The sequence below is a fragment of the Halomonas sp. genome, assembly GCF_052095765.1.
Lineage (GTDB): Bacteria > Pseudomonadota > Gammaproteobacteria > Pseudomonadales > Halomonadaceae > Halomonas.
This window is the reverse complement of record NZ_JBQDJZ010000007.1, coordinates 1-16,138: the sequence shown is the minus strand read 5'-3', so window position 1 is coordinate 16,138 and position 16,138 is coordinate 1. Positions and strand designations below refer to the sequence as shown.

The 16,138-nt window shown below is 57.1% G+C and carries 17 protein-coding genes; all 17 read left to right on the top strand.

Annotation, left to right across the window (positions count from 1 at the left end):
* Positions 1–18: 18 nt before the first annotated feature.
* Positions 19–789, top strand: coding sequence for a ParA family protein (locus ACTH3D_RS01990; RefSeq protein WP_441664768.1), 771 nt, complete (start codon positions 19–21; stop codon positions 787–789).
* Positions 790–830: 41 nt separating this feature from the next.
* Positions 831–1,742 carry a ParB/RepB/Spo0J family partition protein gene (locus ACTH3D_RS01985; protein ID WP_441664708.1) on the top strand — a complete coding sequence of 304 codons (912 nt, stop codon included), beginning with the start codon at positions 831–833 and terminating at the stop codon, positions 1,740–1,742.
* 179 nt (positions 1,743–1,921) lie between these two features.
* On the top strand, positions 1,922–2,308 hold the full coding sequence (locus tag ACTH3D_RS01980) for an ATP synthase subunit I (RefSeq protein ID WP_441664706.1): 387 nt from the start codon (positions 1,922–1,924) through the stop codon (positions 2,306–2,308).
* A gap of 14 nt (positions 2,309–2,322) precedes the next feature.
* A complete protein-coding gene (atpB, locus tag ACTH3D_RS01975; RefSeq protein WP_441664704.1) occupies positions 2,323–3,147 on the top strand; it encodes a F0F1 ATP synthase subunit A in 825 nt (274 codons plus the stop codon).
* A gap of 58 nt (positions 3,148–3,205) precedes the next feature.
* Positions 3,206–3,433 carry a F0F1 ATP synthase subunit C gene (gene atpE / locus ACTH3D_RS01970; protein WP_027965657.1) on the top strand — a complete coding sequence of 76 codons (228 nt, stop codon included), beginning with the start codon at positions 3,206–3,208 and terminating at the stop codon, positions 3,431–3,433.
* A gap of 76 nt (positions 3,434–3,509) precedes the next feature.
* Positions 3,510–3,980, top strand: a complete 471-nt coding sequence (locus ACTH3D_RS01965) for a F0F1 ATP synthase subunit B (protein ID WP_441664702.1) — start codon at positions 3,510–3,512, stop codon at positions 3,978–3,980.
* A 10-nt stretch (positions 3,981–3,990) separates the two neighbouring features.
* Entirely contained in the window at positions 3,991–4,530 is a 540-nt protein-coding gene (locus ACTH3D_RS01960) for a F0F1 ATP synthase subunit delta (protein ID WP_441664700.1), read from the top strand.
* 16 nt (positions 4,531–4,546) lie between these two features.
* A complete protein-coding gene (gene atpA, locus ACTH3D_RS01955) occupies positions 4,547–6,091 on the top strand; it encodes a F0F1 ATP synthase subunit alpha (RefSeq protein WP_441664698.1) in 1,545 nt (514 codons plus the stop codon).
* A gap of 68 nt (positions 6,092–6,159) precedes the next feature.
* On the top strand, positions 6,160–7,044 hold the full coding sequence (atpG, locus tag ACTH3D_RS01950) for a F0F1 ATP synthase subunit gamma (protein WP_441664696.1): 885 nt from the start codon (positions 6,160–6,162) through the stop codon (positions 7,042–7,044).
* 66 nt (positions 7,045–7,110) lie between these two features.
* A complete protein-coding gene (gene atpD, locus ACTH3D_RS01945) occupies positions 7,111–8,487 on the top strand; it encodes a F0F1 ATP synthase subunit beta (protein ID WP_441664694.1) in 1,377 nt (458 codons plus the stop codon).
* A gap of 24 nt (positions 8,488–8,511) precedes the next feature.
* A complete protein-coding gene (locus ACTH3D_RS01940; protein WP_441664692.1) occupies positions 8,512–8,946 on the top strand; it encodes a F0F1 ATP synthase subunit epsilon in 435 nt (144 codons plus the stop codon).
* Positions 8,947–9,061: 115 nt separating this feature from the next.
* Positions 9,062–10,429, top strand: a complete 1,368-nt coding sequence (gene mgtE, locus ACTH3D_RS01935; protein WP_441664690.1) for a magnesium transporter — start codon at positions 9,062–9,064, stop codon at positions 10,427–10,429.
* Positions 10,430–10,440: 11 nt separating this feature from the next.
* Positions 10,441–11,238 (top strand): undecaprenyl-diphosphate phosphatase, encoded by a 798-nt coding sequence (locus tag ACTH3D_RS01930; protein WP_441664766.1) that lies wholly within the window; start codon positions 10,441–10,443, stop codon positions 11,236–11,238.
* A gap of 54 nt (positions 11,239–11,292) precedes the next feature.
* Positions 11,293–12,423, top strand: coding sequence for an FAD:protein FMN transferase (locus ACTH3D_RS01925; RefSeq protein WP_441664688.1), 1,131 nt, complete (start codon positions 11,293–11,295; stop codon positions 12,421–12,423).
* A 39-nt stretch (positions 12,424–12,462) separates the two neighbouring features.
* Positions 12,463–13,830, top strand: coding sequence for a bifunctional UDP-N-acetylglucosamine diphosphorylase/glucosamine-1-phosphate N-acetyltransferase GlmU (gene glmU / locus ACTH3D_RS01920; RefSeq protein ID WP_441664686.1), 1,368 nt, complete (start codon positions 12,463–12,465; stop codon positions 13,828–13,830).
* Positions 13,831–13,870: 40 nt separating this feature from the next.
* Entirely contained in the window at positions 13,871–15,706 is a 1,836-nt protein-coding gene (gene glmS, locus ACTH3D_RS01915; protein ID WP_441664684.1) for a glutamine--fructose-6-phosphate transaminase (isomerizing), read from the top strand.
* A 100-nt stretch (positions 15,707–15,806) separates the two neighbouring features.
* A complete protein-coding gene (locus ACTH3D_RS01910) occupies positions 15,807–15,959 on the top strand; it encodes a hypothetical protein (protein ID WP_441664682.1) in 153 nt (50 codons plus the stop codon).
* Positions 15,960–16,138 lie beyond the last annotated feature (179 nt).

Sequence of the window (16,138 nt, the reverse complement as noted above, 5' to 3'; positions counted from 1 at the left end):
ACCCGCAAGGACGTTGTCGTGACCAAGATCATTGCTTTGACCAACCAGAAAGGCGGTGTGGGTAAGACCACTACCACCGTCAACCTGGCGGCGAGTCTGGCCGCCCTGGATCGCAAAGTGCTTATCGTGGACCTGGACCCTCAGGGGCATGCCACCATGGGCAGCGGCGTCGACAAGCATGAGCTGGAAGCCAGCGTCCTTGACGTAATTCTTGGTCAGTGTCAGATCAAGGATGTGATCATGGACTGCCCCAGGGCAGGTTATAAACTCTTGCCGAGCAACGGCGACCTGACGGCCGCCGAAGTGGAGCTGCTCGATATTGAACAGGGGCGTGAACGCCGGCTGTTCAATGCACTGGAGGATGTCAGCAGCGACTACGACGTAGTGCTGATCGACTGCCCGCCATCACTTAGTCTGCTTACCGTTAATGGGTTGACCGCTGCCCATGGCGTGCTGATCCCGCTGCAGTGCGAGTTCTACGCCATGGAAGGGCTTTCAGCACTGCTCGACACCATTGAGCAGATCAAAGCCAGCGTGAACCCCGATATCGAAATCTTCGGCATTCTGCGTACCATGTATGATGGCCGCAACAGCTTGACCAGAGACGTCAGCAAACAACTGCGCGACTACTTCGGCGAGACCTTGCTCAAGGCCACCATACCGCGCAATGTGCGCGTTGCTGAAGCACCTAGCCACGGCCTGCCGGTTACCAAATATGCGCGCTTGTCGCGAGGCAGTCAGGCGCATCGAGTGTTGGCTAAGGAGCTGATCCGCCGGTTGTCGCTCTGAGTGTGTGCACCACTACCGCTGTTTGTGATGAGGGAAAGTCGATGACGCATAAACGCGCTCTGGGTCGCGGACTGGATGCCCTGATTGGTGCGGGAGCCAAGCGCCGTGAAAGTCTTGACCTGCCGGGTGTTGCCGCAACCGACGCGATAATTGAAGAGGCCACCGGCACTGTGGCTGACGAGCGGCTTGAACGATTACCACTGGGGCAGTTGAGCCGGGGTCGCTATCAGCCGCGCCGTGAGATTCAGCCCGAGGCGCTGGAGGAGCTGGCTGACTCCATTCGTGCCCAGGGCGTGATGCAGCCTATCGTGGTGCGCCCCATTGGTGAGCAGCGCTACGAGATTATTGCCGGTGAGCGTCGTTGGCGTGCCGCCCAGCTGGCCGAATTGGACGTGATCCCCGCGGTGATCCGCGATGTTACCGACGAAGTCGCACTGGCGCTGGCGCTGATCGAGAACATTCAGCGCGAAAACTTGAATGCCATCGAAGAATCCATGGCGATCAAGCGCCTGATCGACGAATTTGAGCTGACCCAGCAGCAAGCGGCTGATGCCGTCGGTCGTTCGCGTACCCAAGTGGCAAACTTGCTACGCTTGCTGCACCTGGAACCTGAAGTCCAGATGCTACTTGAGCGCGGCGATCTGGATATGGGGCACGCCCGGGCTCTGCTGAGCCTGTCCGCTGCGAAACAGCGCAAAGCCGCCCATGAGGTCATCAACAAGGACCTGACGGTACGCGCCACCGAAGCGCTGGTTAAACAGCTGAACAAGGGCGAATCCAAAAAAGCCGAAAAACCCCAGCCATCGCCAGATATTACCCGGGTGGAAAACCAGCTGGCAGATATTCTGGGTGCTCCGGTCAATATTCAACACGGACGTGGCGGCAAAGGCCGCTTGACTATTCGTTATACCAGTCTGGAAGAGCTAGATGGCATCATTGAGCACATTCGCTGAATCGATTTATCTCGATGTTTAGTCTAATACAGGCTGAAATCATTGGGTTTCGGGACCTGGGCGGTTGAAGCTCATCCGGTGCTTCCCTATAATCGCGTCCAACCCATGGATTCAACGCAGTAGGATGGTGTCAAAAAACATCCGGTCATCGCAAGACCGGTCATTGTAGGGACAATGGCATGGCCAGAAGGATCAGGCGACCAACAGTCCTGTTTATCTTACTGATACAGCTGATAGTTCTCGCGATAATGGCTGTCGTCGGTTTTCTGGCAGGTGGCCTGGAGGATGCCAAATCGGCCGTCATGGGTTGTGCGGTTGCTGTGTTACCGAATCTGTATTTTTCCTGGCAGGTGCTGAACCTGGAAGGTGGACGCAACGCCAGAAAAGCGGTCAGTGGCTTCTATCGAGCCGAAGCAGGCAAGTTTAGTTTGACGGTGGCGTTGTTCGCGCTGGTTTTTGCCGCAGTGCCTCTCTCAAACCATGCTTTATTCTTTGGCGCTTACGTGGTGACGTTGTGTGCATATTGGCTAGCTCCATGGCTGAGTATGCACCGTACACCCAATTGACTTCGAGGCAGCTCATGGCAGGCAGTAACCTGACGACAACGGAGTATATCCAGCATCACCTTCAGAACCTGACCTTCGGGCTACACCCTGATAATGGCTGGTCCATTGCCAAGACAGCGGCTCAGGCAGAAGAAATGGGGTTCTGGGCTATCCACCTCGACACCATGGGCTGGTCGATTGCCATGGGTGTGTTGTTCATATGGCTGTTCCACAAGGTAGGCAAGGTGGCCACCACGGGTGTGCCGGGCAAGTTGCAGTGCGCCATCGAGATGGTCTTTGAGTTTGTGGAAAACACCGTGCGTGGCACATTTAGCCACAAGAACTCCTTGGTCGGGCCAATGGCGTTGACACTGTTCGTGTGGATTTTCCTGATGAACCTGCTCAAACTGGTTCCGGTGGATATCGGCCCGATGCTGTTTGCCAAGCTGGGTGTCGACACCATGAAAATCGTACCAACCACTGACCCTAACGGCACTCTCGGCATGGCACTGGGCGTGTTCATTCTGATTCTTTTTTACAGTGTCAAAGTCAAAGGGCCTGGTGGTTTTGCCAAGGAACTGTCTTTCACCCCTTTTAATCACTGGTCACTGATTCCGTTCAACCTGGTGATGGAGATAATAGGCCTGCTGGTCAAGCCGGTGAGTCTCGGCCTGCGTCTGTTTGGCAACATGTTCGCCGGTGAGGTGATCTTTATCTTGATTGCTCTGCTGCCATTCTGGGTCTCTTGGACACTGAACGTGCCTTGGGCGATTTTCCATATTCTTATCATCACCCTGCAGGCGTATATCTTCATGGTGTTGGCGGTGGTCTACCTGAACTCAGCCCACGAACAACACTGAATCGCGTAATATCCGATAAACCCTTGAAACATTAATGTAAATCGACAGGAGCACTACCATGGAACTCGTCTACATCGCTGCTTCCCTCATGATCGGCCTGGGCGCACTGGGTACCGGTATCGGTTTCGCCCTGCTGGGCGGCAAGCTGCTGGAAACCACTGCACGTCAGCCAGAAATGGGTGATCAGCTGCTGACCAGGACCTTCCTGATGGCCGGTCTGCTGGATGCCGTGCCGATGATCGGTGTGGGTATCGCGATGTACCTGATTTTCGTCGTCGCCGGTTAATACGCTGCGCATGCCGAGTGATTGTCGCTCGGCCTGCCTCTTCCGGTAGCCACGAAACTGTCAGAGGTACGTCCTTGTGAATATCAACATGACGCTCATCGGACAGACGATTGCCTTCGCGATCTTTGTCTGGTTCTGCATAAAGTATGTATGGCCGCCGATCAGCAACGCGCTTCACGAGCGCCAGCGCAAGATTGCCGAAGGCCTCGACGCTGCCACTCGCGCGTCGCGTGATCTTGAACTGGCTGAAGCACAGGCCAGTGAGCTGCTCAGCGAAAGCAAGCAGCAGGCTTCTGAAATTCTGGAACAAGCCAACAAGCGCTCGGCCCAGATGATCGAGGAAGCGCGTGAGCAGGCGCGCCAGGAAGGCGAACGTATCGTCGCCAATGCCAAAGCCGAGATTGATCAAGAGATCAATCGTGCCAAGGATAGTCTGCGTGAGCAGGTATCACGTCTCGCTATCCAGGGTGCCGAGCAGGTGCTGGGTTCCGCCATCGACGAGAAGCAACATACCAAGCTCGTCAACGATCTGGCCAAAGAGCTTTAGGAGATAACCCATGGCGGAACTGTCTACCGTCGCGCGCCCTTATGCTAAAGCAGCTTTTGAGTTTGCCTTGGAACAGGATGCGTTGGCGGATTGGTCCAGCATGCTGACTCAGGTAGCGCAGATCGTCAGCAACGACGATGTGCGCGCCAAAGTGCTGAAGCATCCGCGCCTCTCCAACGCCGATAAGGCAGAAATGCTGATCGACATCAGCGGTGACAGCATCAGCGAGCAGGTGGGTAACTTCTTGCGTCAGGTTTCCCGTCAGGGACGTCTGGCGGCACTGCCCGACATTCTTGAGCAGTTCGAGACGCTCAGGGCCGAGCAGGAAAAGCGTATGGACGTGACGATCGTCTCTGCTTATCCGCTTAAAGACGCGCAGCAAAAGAAACTTGCCACCGCGTTGGCCAAGCGTCTGAACCGTGAAATCTCCATTACCACTCAGGTGGACTCCGATCTTCTGGGGGGCGTGATCCTGCGTGCCGGCGACACCGTCATCGACGGTTCGGTACGTGGTCGATTGAATCGCCTCCAGGAAGCCCTTTCCGCCTGAGTCTGAGGGACATGGCATGCAGCAACTGAATCCTTCCGAGATTAGCGACATCATCAAACAGCGTATTGAAAAGCTGGATGTCGCATCTGAAGCCCGTAATCAGGGCACCATCGTCAGTGTGTCTGACGGTATCGTCCAGATCCACGGCCTTGCCGACGCAATGTTTGGTGAGATGATCGAGTTCCCCGGCGGCATCTACGGCATGACGCTGAACCTCGAGCGCGATAGCGTCGGTGTCGTGGTGCTGGGTGACTACCTGCAGTTGCAGGAAGGCATGACGGCCCAGTGTACTGGCCGCATTCTTGAAGTGCCGGTGGGTCCTGAGCTCTGCGGCCGTGTGGTCGATGCGCTGGGTAACCCCATTGACGGCAAGGGTGACATCAATGCCAAGCTGACCGACGCGGTAGAAAAGGTCGCTCCCGGTGTTATCACCCGTCAGTCCGTTGATGAGCCCATCCAGACCGGCTTCAAGTCCATCGACGCCATGGTGCCGGTTGGTCGCGGTCAGCGTGAGCTGATCATCGGTGACCGTCAGATCGGTAAGTCGGCGATTGCCATCGATGCGATCATCAACCAGAAAGGCGCGGGCGTGACCTGTGTCTACGTGGCTATCGGTCAGAAGCAGTCGACCATCGCCAACGTCGTGCGCAAGCTCGAAGAGCACGGCGCGATGGAACACACTATCGTGGTTGCCGCCGGCGCTGCCGATCCGGCTCCGATGCAGTTCCTGGCACCTTACTCCGGCTGCACCATGGGTGAGTACTTCCGCGACCGTGGCCAGGACGCTCTGATCGTCTATGACGATCTGTCCAAGCAGGCCGTCGCGTATCGCCAGGTGTCGCTGCTGTTGCGTCGTCCGCCGGGCCGCGAAGCTTATCCTGGTGACGTTTTCTATCTCCACTCCCGTCTGCTTGAGCGCGCCGCTCGCGTGAACGCCGACTATGTCGAGAAGTTCACCAACGGTGAAGTGAAAGGCAAGACCGGTTCGCTGACGGCGCTGCCGATCATCGAGACCCAAGGTGGTGACGTGTCTGCGTTCGTTCCGACCAACGTGATCTCGATCACTGATGGTCAGATCTTCCTCGAAGCTGACCTGTTCAACTCAGGCATTCGTCCGGCTATCAACGCCGGTCTGTCGGTGTCTCGTGTGGGTGGTGCAGCGCAGACTAAAATCGTTAAGAAGCTGGGCGGCAGCGTGCGTCTGGCACTGGCTCAGTACCGTGAGCTGGCGGCCTTTGCCCAGTTCGCTTCTGACCTGGATGAAGCGACCCGCAAGCAGCTGGAGCACGGTCAGCGCGTTACCGAGCTGATGAAGCAGAGCCAGTATGCGCCGATGTCGGTGGCTGAAATGGCACTCTCGCTGTTCGCTGCCAACGAAGGCTATCTCGATGACATCGAGGTTAATAAAGTGCTGGACTTCGAACGCTCTCTGCATGATTACATGAAGGCCGAGCATTCTCAGCTGCTTGACAGCATTAACGAGTCCGGCGACTACAACGACGAAATCAAGAATGGCCTTAAGGCCGGTCTCGACAAGTTCAAGGCAACGCAGAGCTGGTAATTCTGATGGCTCGCTCCTGGCGGGGCGAGCTGGATGCTTTGTGTAGTCACGAACAGGGGTAGATCGCTATGGCAGCTGCAAAAGAGATACGCACTCAGATAGGCAGCATCAAGAACACGCAGAAGATCACCAGTGCCATGGAAATGGTCGCTGCGTCGAAGATGCGCAAGGCGCAGGAGCGGATGCGAGCCAGCCAGCCCTACGCCAAGCAAATCCGTAAGGTGGCAGGCCATGTGGCCGACGCCAACCCCGAGTACCGGCATCCCTGGATGCTGGAGCGCGAGGTCAAGCGGGTAGGTTTTATTGTGGTCTCCAGTGACCGCGGCTTGTGTGGTGGCCTGAACGTTAACCTGTTCAAGGCTGTGCTCCAACAGGCCAGACACTGGCAGGAGCAAGGCGCCGAGTTGGAATTCTGTGCGCTTGGCTCCAAGGCAACAGCGTTCTTTCGCAAGTATGGTGGCGCGCTGGTCGCTGCTCGCTCGGGTATGGGCGAGGCACCGTCAACCACCGATCTGATCGGCAGCGTGAAAGTCATGCTGGATGCCTATGACGAAGGCAGGCTCGATCGGCTGTACGTCGTGTTCAATGAATTCGTCAACACCATGACCCAGAAGCCGATGGTGAATCAGCTTCTGCCACTGGCGGCGAACATGAGCGTGGCTGCGAAAGACGAAGAAGAAAAGACGGCTCCCGGAGGCTGGGACTACCTGTATGAACCGGATGCCAAGGCGCTGTTGGATAGTCTGATTGTGCGTTTTGTCGAGGCACAGGTCTATCAGGCGGTCGTCGAAAATGTGGCGTGTGAGCAGGCCGCTCGGATGATCGCGATGAAGAGCGCGACAGATAACGCCGGCGATCTGATCGATGATCTGGAACTGGTGTACAACAAGGCCCGACAGGCGGCCATTACCCAGGAAATTTCTGAGATCGTTGGTGGCGCCGCCGCCGTATAGCGCCGGGGGAGGGCAATGCCTTCCCGGCAAGCAGGTTTCATTTGCAGGTTTTAGAGAGGAACCAAGATGAGCGGACGTATCGTACAAATCATCGGTGCGGTGATTGACGTAGAGTTTCCGCGGGACAATGTGCCCAAGGTCTACGACGCGCTGACGGTCTCGGGTGCCGAGACAGTTCTTGAGGTCCAGCAGCAGCTGGGCGACGGTGTGGTGAGAACCATTGCCATGGGCTCTACCGAAGGGCTCAAGCGCGGTATGGAAAGTACCAATACAGGCACTGCCATTTCTGTGCCAGTGGGTGAAGAAACCCTGGGCCGTATCATGAACGTGCTCGGTGAGCCGATTGATGAGGCTGGCCCCATTGGTGAGAAAGAGCGCATGCCGATTCACCGCAAGGCCCCTGGCTACGCGGATCAGGCAAGCAGCAACGAGTTGCTGGAAACCGGCATCAAGGTCATCGACCTAGTATGCCCGTTTGCCAAAGGCGGCAAGGTGGGCTTGTTTGGTGGTGCCGGTGTTGGTAAAACCGTTAACATGATGGAGCTTATCCGTAACATCGCCACTGAACACAGCGGTTACTCAGTGTTTGCTGGTGTGGGTGAGCGTACACGTGAAGGTAACGACTTCTATCACGAGATGGAGGAATCTAACGTTCTCGACAAAGTAGCCCTGGTCTACGGTCAGATGAACGAGCCTCCTGGTAACCGTCTGCGTGTCGCATTGACTGGCCTGACCATCGCCGAGAAATTCCGCGATGAAGGTCGCGATGTTCTGCTGTTCGTTGACAACATTTACCGCTACACTCTGGCGGGTACCGAAGTATCCGCCCTGCTGGGTCGTATGCCTTCTGCGGTGGGTTATCAGCCGACTCTGGCTGAGGAAATGGGTGTGCTCCAAGAGCGTATCACCTCGACCAAAGATGGCTCGATCACTTCCATCCAGGCTGTTTACGTGCCTGCGGATGACTTGACCGACCCCTCACCGGCGACAACCTTTTCGCACCTGGACGCCACCGTAGTACTGGCGCGTTCGATTGCTGAACTGGGCATCTATCCGGCCATCGATCCGTTGGACTCCACCTCACGTCAGCTGGATCCGCTGGTTATCGGCCAAGAGCACTATGACACCGCGCGTGGCGTGCAGGGTGTACTGCAGCGTTACAAGGAGCTCAAGGACATCATTGCGATCCTGGGTATGGACGAGCTGTCGGATGAGGACAAGCTGTCTGTTGCACGGGCACGTAAGATCCAGCGCTTCCTGTCACAGCCGTTCTTCGTTGCCGAAGTATTTACCGGCTCGCCCGGCAAGTACGTGTCCCTGAAGGAAACCATCCGTGGCTTCCAGGGCATTCTCGACGGCGAGTACGACGACATGCCGGAACAAGCCTTCTACATGGTCGGCACTATCGACGAAGCTGTCGAGAAAGCCAACCAGATGAAGTAATCCCTCCACCTGGGAGACGTCATCATGACGAAAAGCTTCAGATGCGAGATCGTCAGCGCCGAGGCGTCGATCTATTCCGGTGATGCCGAGCAGGTCGTGGCCACGGGTATCATGGGGGATCTTGGGATCCTTCCAGGCCACACGCCACTGCTTACTGAGCTGGCACCTGGACCGGTGCGTGTCGTGTATGAGGGTGGTGAGGAGTCTCACTTCTACGTCACGGGCGGCTTTCTGGAAGTACAGCCTCACGTGGTTACTGTGCTGGCATCTACTGCGGTACAGGCTGAAGACTTGGATGAGGCTGCTGCTGAAGAAGCTCGCCAACACGCACTTCAGATGATGGACGACAAGTCTGCAGAACTGGACTACACGCGTGCCTCAGCTGAGTTGGCCGAAGCCGTTGCACGGCTGCGGACTATTCAGCAGCTGCGTCACAAGGTAGGCGGAAGTCGAGCCTGATCTGTGGCCTGGCTGCACGTCTTGATAGTATGAGAAAAGACGCCCTCCGGCAGAAGTTGCTGGAGGGCGTTTTGCTGTTATCAGCAGGTTGCGATGCCAACATGGAGGGCTTTGTATGCTACTCGATGAAAATCTGAATCATCATATGCAGGAGCTGCTAGAAGCCCTGGAGCAGGACGATCAGACGAGCCTTGAACAAAGCTTGAAAGAGCTTCGTGCTGCTGATATTGCCGAGATATTGGCATCCCTGATCGATAACGATGCCGTACCTTACTCGCGTTCCCTGCTGGCCCGTTTACCGCTTGACCGGCGAGCCAGCGTGCTTGGCCACATGCATAACGAAGAGCAGTTAGCGCTGATTGGCGGCATGGAAGATGAAGGGCTGCTGGCGCTGCTGGAAGAAATGGGTTCTGACGAACGGGCAGACCTCTATAAAGCGCTTGATGAAGGGCGCCGTGAGGCACTGCTGCGACGTATGGCTCACCAGGAGCGTGAAGAGGTCAAGCGCCTGGCCAGTTATGAGGAAGGCACCGCCGGTGCCTTGATGACTTCAGGCTATGTGGCGATTCCCACCGGGATGACGGTGTCGCGAGCAATGATGCGGGTGCGTCAGACTGCGCCCGATGCCGAGACGATATACCAACTGTATATCGTCGGCCCGAATGGTGAGCTAGAAGGCACCATGTCGCTGCGCATGCTCATGGTGGCAAGCCCCGCCATGGAAGTTGATGAACTGATGATCCGTGACGTCATTCATACTAACGTCAACACACTCCAGGAAGATGTGGCGCGCATCGTCGCCCGCTACGACCTGCTGGCCTTGCCGGTAGTCGATGAAGCCGGGCGACTGGTGGGTATTATCACCCACGATGATGCCCTGGATGTCATGGAGTTTGAGGCCACCGAAGATATCCACAAGGGGATGTCTATCGGCGCCCTGGACGACGGGATTGGTCGTGTCTCCCTGCCTAGTCTGTATAAAAAGCGCGTGACCTGGCTGGTATTACTGGTATTCGGCAACCTGTTTTCCGGTGCCGGTCTGGCTTATTTCGAGGACATGATCGCGGCCCATGTGGCGCTAGTATTTTTCCTACCGCTGTTGATTGGCAGTGGGGGTAACGCGGGTGCTCAGGCGGCAACTCTGATGGTTCGCGGGATGGCGACCGGCGAAGTGGGCGTCAAGGATTGGGGCAAGTTACTGAGCCGTGAGTTGTTGGTGGCCGGTGCCCTGGGCCTGACCATGGCACTGGCGGTATCACCGATTGCTTACCTGCGCGCTGGTGATGCATTGGCTGTGGTGATTGCGCTGAGCATGGTGAGCATCGTGCTGTTCGGCAGCCTGCTTGGTATGTGCCTGCCGTTCGTCCTGGACCGTCTTGGCTGGGACCCGGCTACCGCATCGGCGCCGCTGGTGACCACGCTGATTGATGCCACTGGTGTCATCATCTACTTCAGCATTGCCGTGATGGTTCTGGATATTTGAGCGTAATGACCATGGACTGGCTACAGACTGTTTTGCTGGCTTTCATACAGGGACTTACCGAGTTCCTGCCGGTTTCCAGCTCGGCGCATCTAATTCTGATGCCCGTACTTACCGGTTGGCCTGATCAGGGTCTGGCCTTCGACGTGGCGTTGCATCTCGGCAGTCTAGGGGCGGTAGTGGTGTATTTCCGCCATGAACTGGTCGCCATGACCCGTAGCTGGAGCCGCAGCGTCAGCGGCCAGGGCACCGATGACGATGCTCGGCTAGCCTGGTGGGTGATTGTAGCCACGGTGCCGGTCTGTCTGGCGGGACTGGTTTTTCAGGGCATCATCGAAACACAGCTCCGCTCCCCGCTGGTGCTGGCATTCGGGCTGATCGTTTTTGGCCTGTTGCTGGCTTATGCCGATTGGCGTCAGCGCGGTCAGAGAAATGAAACTGGTATGCGCTGGAAAGATGCCCTGTGGATAGGTCTGAGCCAGATGCTGGCGCTGATTCCTGGCACCTCACGCTCAGGTATCACCATGACAGCGGCGCTACTGTTGGGATTCAATCGTGAGGCGGCTGCCCGCTTTTCTTTCCTGCTCTCCATACCGGTTATCGTGCTGGCTGGTGCTCTACAGATCTACCACCTCAGCGCCTCGACAGTGGCAGTGGATTGGTCAGCCATGGTCGTAGGTGTAGTGAGCTCTGCCATCAGTGCGTACCTGTGTATCCATTTTTTTCTAGTGTTTATCCAACGTATCGGCATGCAGCCCTTTGTGATCTACCGTCTGCTGCTGGGTGCGGCGCTGATCTGGCTGTATGGCTGAGCGCATCGAGTTTTTCTGATATGCCTTCCCTGTCTGATTCAATGAGGTAAATTCATGCTGCCACACCGGTCTCTGGCATTACGCGTATGGCCATTAGGCCTGCCTTTGGTTTTCATGCTGCTGTTTGTGGCCGCCTGTTCAGAAAAAGATCGCCCCCTTGAGTCGCCGGTCACCCTGCAGGGCGACATTTTTGGTACCTACTATCAGGTGACGGTGGCCGATCCGTTGACCCAGGGCGAAGCTCAGGCCCTTGAAAAGGGCTTTGTAGAAGAGCTGGACACGATTGATGCCTCCATGTCGACCTGGAAGGAAGACTCGGAACTGTCGCGCTTCAATCGCTCCCCAGTTGGCGAATGGCAAGAGCTCTCGGCACCGCTGATGGAAGTGATGGATATCTCGCAACGTGTATTCGATGCCAGCAACGGTGCCTTTGACGTCACCGTTGGCAAACTGGTTAACCTGTGGAGCTTTGGTCCCGAGTCGCGCCCCAAAGAAGTGCCTGATGACTGGCTGATTGCCGAGCGTCTGGAAGCAGTGGGCATGCAGCACTTGGAGCTGGACAGCGAAGGGTTGCGGGCACGCCGCTCGCAGGACATCCAGATTGACCTGTCCGGTGTGGCCAAAGGCTATGCTACGGATCAGGTGGCCAACTATCTGGCCGAGCAGGGATATGAAAACTACCTGGTCAATCTGGGTGGCGAGATCGAGGTTAGAGGTTATCGCGATGCCGACTCTTCCCGCTGGCGAATCGGTGTTGAAGTCCCGACCGATGGCCAGCCGACGGCAGAGCAGGTCTTGCCGTTGGAAAATATCTCGGTGGCCACCTCTGGCGACTATCGCAACTATTTTGAGCAGGATGACCAGCGTTATTCGCACACCATTGATCCCCGCGATGGGCGACCAATTCACCATCGCATGGCATCGGTAACAATAGTTCATGACTCCAACGCCGAAGCGGATGCTTGGGCGACGGCCATGTCAGTACTGGGTGAGCGTGAAGGGCTCAGGGTGGCGGCACGTGAGGGCGTCGCCGTGCTGATGTTGGTGCGCGAAGATGATCGCTGGCAGCCATTGGCCAGTCCGGCCTTTGCCGAGCACTTTGGCGAAGCGCTGATGATCGACATGGGCGCGCGTATTGTCGAAGAGGTTGTGCTGGAGACACCGGCCAACGACCCAGTAAAATGAGCCACCAGAAATTAATGGCAACTCGCCAAGGAGAAGAGCATGAGTCTTGATGTCGTCATCCTGGCCGCTGGTAAAGGCACGCGTATGCGCTCAACCTTACCCAAGGTACTGCATCGGCTGGCGGGTAAGGCAATGGTGCGTCATGTGATTGATACCTCTGCCGGGCTGAATGCCGAACGAACACACGTTGTGGTGGGCCACGGCGCTGACCAGGTACGTAACACCTTGGCGGAGTGTGGTGTTGAGTTTGCTGTTCAGGCGGAGCAGAAGGGCACTGGACATGCGGTAGCCCAGGCGCTCGACTCACTCAGCAATGGCCGTGTACTGGTGTTGTATGGCGATGTACCGCTGATCCGCCGCGACACCTTGCGTCAGCTGCTAGAGCCGGTGGATGAGCAACATATGGGGTTGCTCACCGTAATGCTGGATGACCCCAGCGGTTACGGCCGCATCGTGCGCGACGCAGATGGCAATGCAGTGGCCATTGTGGAGCAGAAAGATGCCAGTGAGGCCGAGTTGGCAATTGACGAGTGCAACACCGGCATCATGGCTATGACAGCGTCACAGCTGCGTCGCTGGCTGCCCCAGCTGTCAGCGGAAAACGCCCAGGGCGAATACTACCTGACTGATATCATCGCCATGGCGGCTGCTGAGGGTGTGAAAGTGGTTACCGCTCAACCGGAGCGCACCATTGAGGTAGAAGGTGTCAACGACCGCAGCCAGATGGCGCGGCTTGAGCGGGCCTATCAACGCGATGTTGCCGATGCCCTGATGACTCAGGGCGTGGCACTACTTGACCCGTCGCGGCTTGATGTGCGTGGCAGCCTGATCTGTGGGCATGACGTGGAGATCGACGTGGGCTGTGTGTTTGAAGGCGACGTCGAGCTTGGTGAGGGGGTGCGTATCGGCCCCCATTGTGTCATCCGAGACAGCCATATCGGTGCTGCCAGCGTGATCGAAGCCCACAGCGTGCTGGAAGGCGCCGTCGTAGCGGGCCACAACCGCATTGGTCCCTTTGCCCGGTTACGCCCAGGCTCGCGGCTGGCGGTTGGTGCACGTATCGGTAACTTTGTTGAAACCAAGAATGCTGAGCTTGGTGAAGGCAGCAAGATCAATCACTTGAGCTATGTGGGCGATGCCCGCCTGGGTCGTGACGTCAACGTTGGTGCAGGCACCATTACCTGCAACTACGATGGGGCTTACAAGCACCTCACTGAAATCGGTGACAACGCCTTTATCGGCTCCAATACTGCTCTAGTTGCTCCGCTGAGCATTGGCCGCGAGGCAACAGTTGGCGCAGGCTCTACCCTGACCCGTGATGTGGCCGATAACGCCCTTGCTGTCAGTCGTGGGCGCCAGATCAGCAAAGATAATTGGCAGCGTCCCGCGAAGGGTAAGGCCAGCTGAGAAAAGATCCGCTAAGAAAAGAACAGCCAAGGAGATCGCCATGTGTGGGATCGTGGGTGCCGTTGCGCAGCGCAACGTACAAGGTATTTTACTCGAAGGGCTGAAGCGGCTTGAGTATCGCGGCTATGACTCTGCCGGTATGGCGGTACACGACGGGGCTGGTAGGCTGCATCAGATTCGCGCTGTTGGTAAGGTGGCCGCGCTTGAAGACAAGCTGATGGCACAGCCGGCACCGGGTCACAGCGGCATTGCGCATACCCGCTGGGCTACCCACGGCCGCCCCAGTGAAGCCAACGCTCACCCACATCTTTCCGGCGAACGCTTAGCGGTGGTTCATAACGGCATCATCGAGAATCATGAAGTCCTGCGCGCTGAGCTTGAACCTCAAGGCTATGTGTTTCGCTCAGAAACCGATACCGAAGTGGTGGCCCATCTACTGGCCAGCGAAGTAGCCAACGGTGGCGATTTACTCAGCCGTTTCAAACAGATACTGACGCGACTGCAAGGAGCCTATGCGCTGGCCGTGATGGATACTGACGCGACTGACGAGATTGTAGCCGCCCGCAAAGGCAGCCCGTTAGTAGTTGGTGTCGGCATCGAAGAAGCCTTCCTGGCGTCTGATCCGCTGGCGCTGCTGCAGGTTACCGACCGTTTTATCTATCTGGAAGAAGGTGATCTGGTACGGCTTTCCCATGGCGGCCAGATTGAAATATTTAGTGCTGATGGCACGCTGGTTGAGCGTCCGGTACAGGTTTTCGAGCATGGCGACAGCGTGGCCAGCAAGGGCGAATACCGCCACTTCATGCTCAAGGAAATATACGAGCAGCCCAAGGTCATCGCCCAGACCCTCGAAGGCCGCATGGCCGACGATCACGTGCTAGTCGAGAGCTTTGGCCCCGACGCCGAAGCGCTGTTCTCGCAGGTGAAGCAGATCTGTATCGTTGCCTGTGGCACCAGCTATCACGCCGGCATGGTGGCCCGCTACTGGCTAGAACGCTACGCCGGCGTGCCGGTGCAGGTTGAAGTGGCCTCCGAGTATCGCTACCGCAAGGTCGTAGTAGCGCCGGATACCCTGTTCGTTACGCTGTCCCAGTCTGGTGAGACCGCCGACACTCTGGCCGCGCTGCGCTTCGCCAAGGAGCTTGGGTATCTGGGTAGTCTGGCCATCTGTAACGTGCCGGGCAGTTCGTTGGTGCGTGAATCCGATCTGCGGTTGATGACCCTGGCCGGGCCGGAAATCGGGGTGGCCTCCACCAAGGCGTTCACCACCCAGCTCACTGCCATGTTGCTGTTTACCCTGGCCATGGCCAGGGTGCGCGGCGAGGATCCCGCTCAGCAGGCCAACCTGGTTACAGCACTCAGAGGCTTGCCCGAAAAAGCTGCCCGTGTACTGGCTCTGGATACCGCCATTGAGACGCTGTCTATCGCTTTTGCTGAGAAACAGCATGCGCTGTTCCTGGGGCGAGGGCCGCAGTTTCCGGTGGCGTTGGAGGGCGCGCTCAAGCTCAAGGAAATTTCCTACATCCATGCCGAGGCGTATCCCGCCGGGGAACTCAAGCATGGCCCGCTGGCGCTAGTCGACAGTGAGATGCCAGTGATCTCGGTGGCACCCAATGACGAGCTGCTCGACAAGCTGAAGTCCAACCTTCAGGAAGTCAGCGCGCGCGGCGGTGAACTGTTCGTGTTCGCCGACGAAAGCATCAAGCTGAGCGAAGCCGAAGGCATCCGTGTGCTGCATCTGCCGGACTCCGAAGACGCCATCGCCCCGATTCTTCATACCCTGCCACTGCAGCTGCTCGCCTACCACGTGGCGGTGCTCAAGGGCACTGACGTGGACCAGCCGCGCAATCTGGCGAAGTCTGTAACGGTGGAGTGATGTCTGCCCGATCTTGTATTTCGCTGTGGGATGGTAATAAAGTCGGTAACTATCAGTCGATGTGGCAACGTCAGGCTATTCTCCCCGGGAGTGATAGGGAATGGCCGACTACAAACTCGACAAGAAAACCCATAAGTGGATCAAAGAAGAGCGCGGTAAAGGCAGCGGTAAAGATTACCATCCTTGGCTGACAGTCAGAGATCTATCCTCCAAGGGGTGCTCGCATCGGGTGATGGATCACCTGACAGGATGAACTCATCATTTCTTCTCCGATACGGAGCTGGCTGCATTCCTGTTACTTGAATGGAACCCGAATGTTACCGATATCCGTGAACAGTTTCCTCTATGAATAAAAGAGACCCTCTCACTGGCTGAGCAAGCCAATATTCGCCACCCCGAAGCAGGCGGATACCACCTAAAATTGCGGAGCAT

Coding starts and splice junctions, on each gene's coding strand:
- atpD (WP_441664694.1), top strand. CDS start 7,111: ATGAGCGGACGTATCGTACAAATCATCGGTGCGGTGATTGACGTAGAG.
- glmS (WP_441664684.1), top strand. CDS start 13,871: ATGTGTGGGATCGTGGGTGCCGTTGCGCAGCGCAACGTACAAGGTATT.
- ACTH3D_RS01960 (WP_441664700.1), top strand. CDS start 3,991: ATGGCGGAACTGTCTACCGTCGCGCGCCCTTATGCTAAAGCAGCTTTT.
- ACTH3D_RS01980 (WP_441664706.1), top strand. CDS start 1,922: ATGGCCAGAAGGATCAGGCGACCAACAGTCCTGTTTATCTTACTGATA.
- atpA (WP_441664698.1), top strand. CDS start 4,547: ATGCAGCAACTGAATCCTTCCGAGATTAGCGACATCATCAAACAGCGT.
- atpB (WP_441664704.1), top strand. CDS start 2,323: ATGGCAGGCAGTAACCTGACGACAACGGAGTATATCCAGCATCACCTT.
- glmU (WP_441664686.1), top strand. CDS start 12,463: ATGAGTCTTGATGTCGTCATCCTGGCCGCTGGTAAAGGCACGCGTATG.
- ACTH3D_RS01910 (WP_441664682.1), top strand. CDS start 15,807: ATGGCCGACTACAAACTCGACAAGAAAACCCATAAGTGGATCAAAGAA.
- ACTH3D_RS01940 (WP_441664692.1), top strand. CDS start 8,512: ATGACGAAAAGCTTCAGATGCGAGATCGTCAGCGCCGAGGCGTCGATC.
- atpE (WP_027965657.1), top strand. CDS start 3,206: ATGGAACTCGTCTACATCGCTGCTTCCCTCATGATCGGCCTGGGCGCA.
- ACTH3D_RS01985 (WP_441664708.1), top strand. CDS start 831: ATGACGCATAAACGCGCTCTGGGTCGCGGACTGGATGCCCTGATTGGT.
- ACTH3D_RS01925 (WP_441664688.1), top strand. CDS start 11,293: ATGCTGCCACACCGGTCTCTGGCATTACGCGTATGGCCATTAGGCCTG.
- atpG (WP_441664696.1), top strand. CDS start 6,160: ATGGCAGCTGCAAAAGAGATACGCACTCAGATAGGCAGCATCAAGAAC.
- ACTH3D_RS01930 (WP_441664766.1), top strand. CDS start 10,441: ATGGACTGGCTACAGACTGTTTTGCTGGCTTTCATACAGGGACTTACC.
- mgtE (WP_441664690.1), top strand. CDS start 9,062: ATGCTACTCGATGAAAATCTGAATCATCATATGCAGGAGCTGCTAGAA.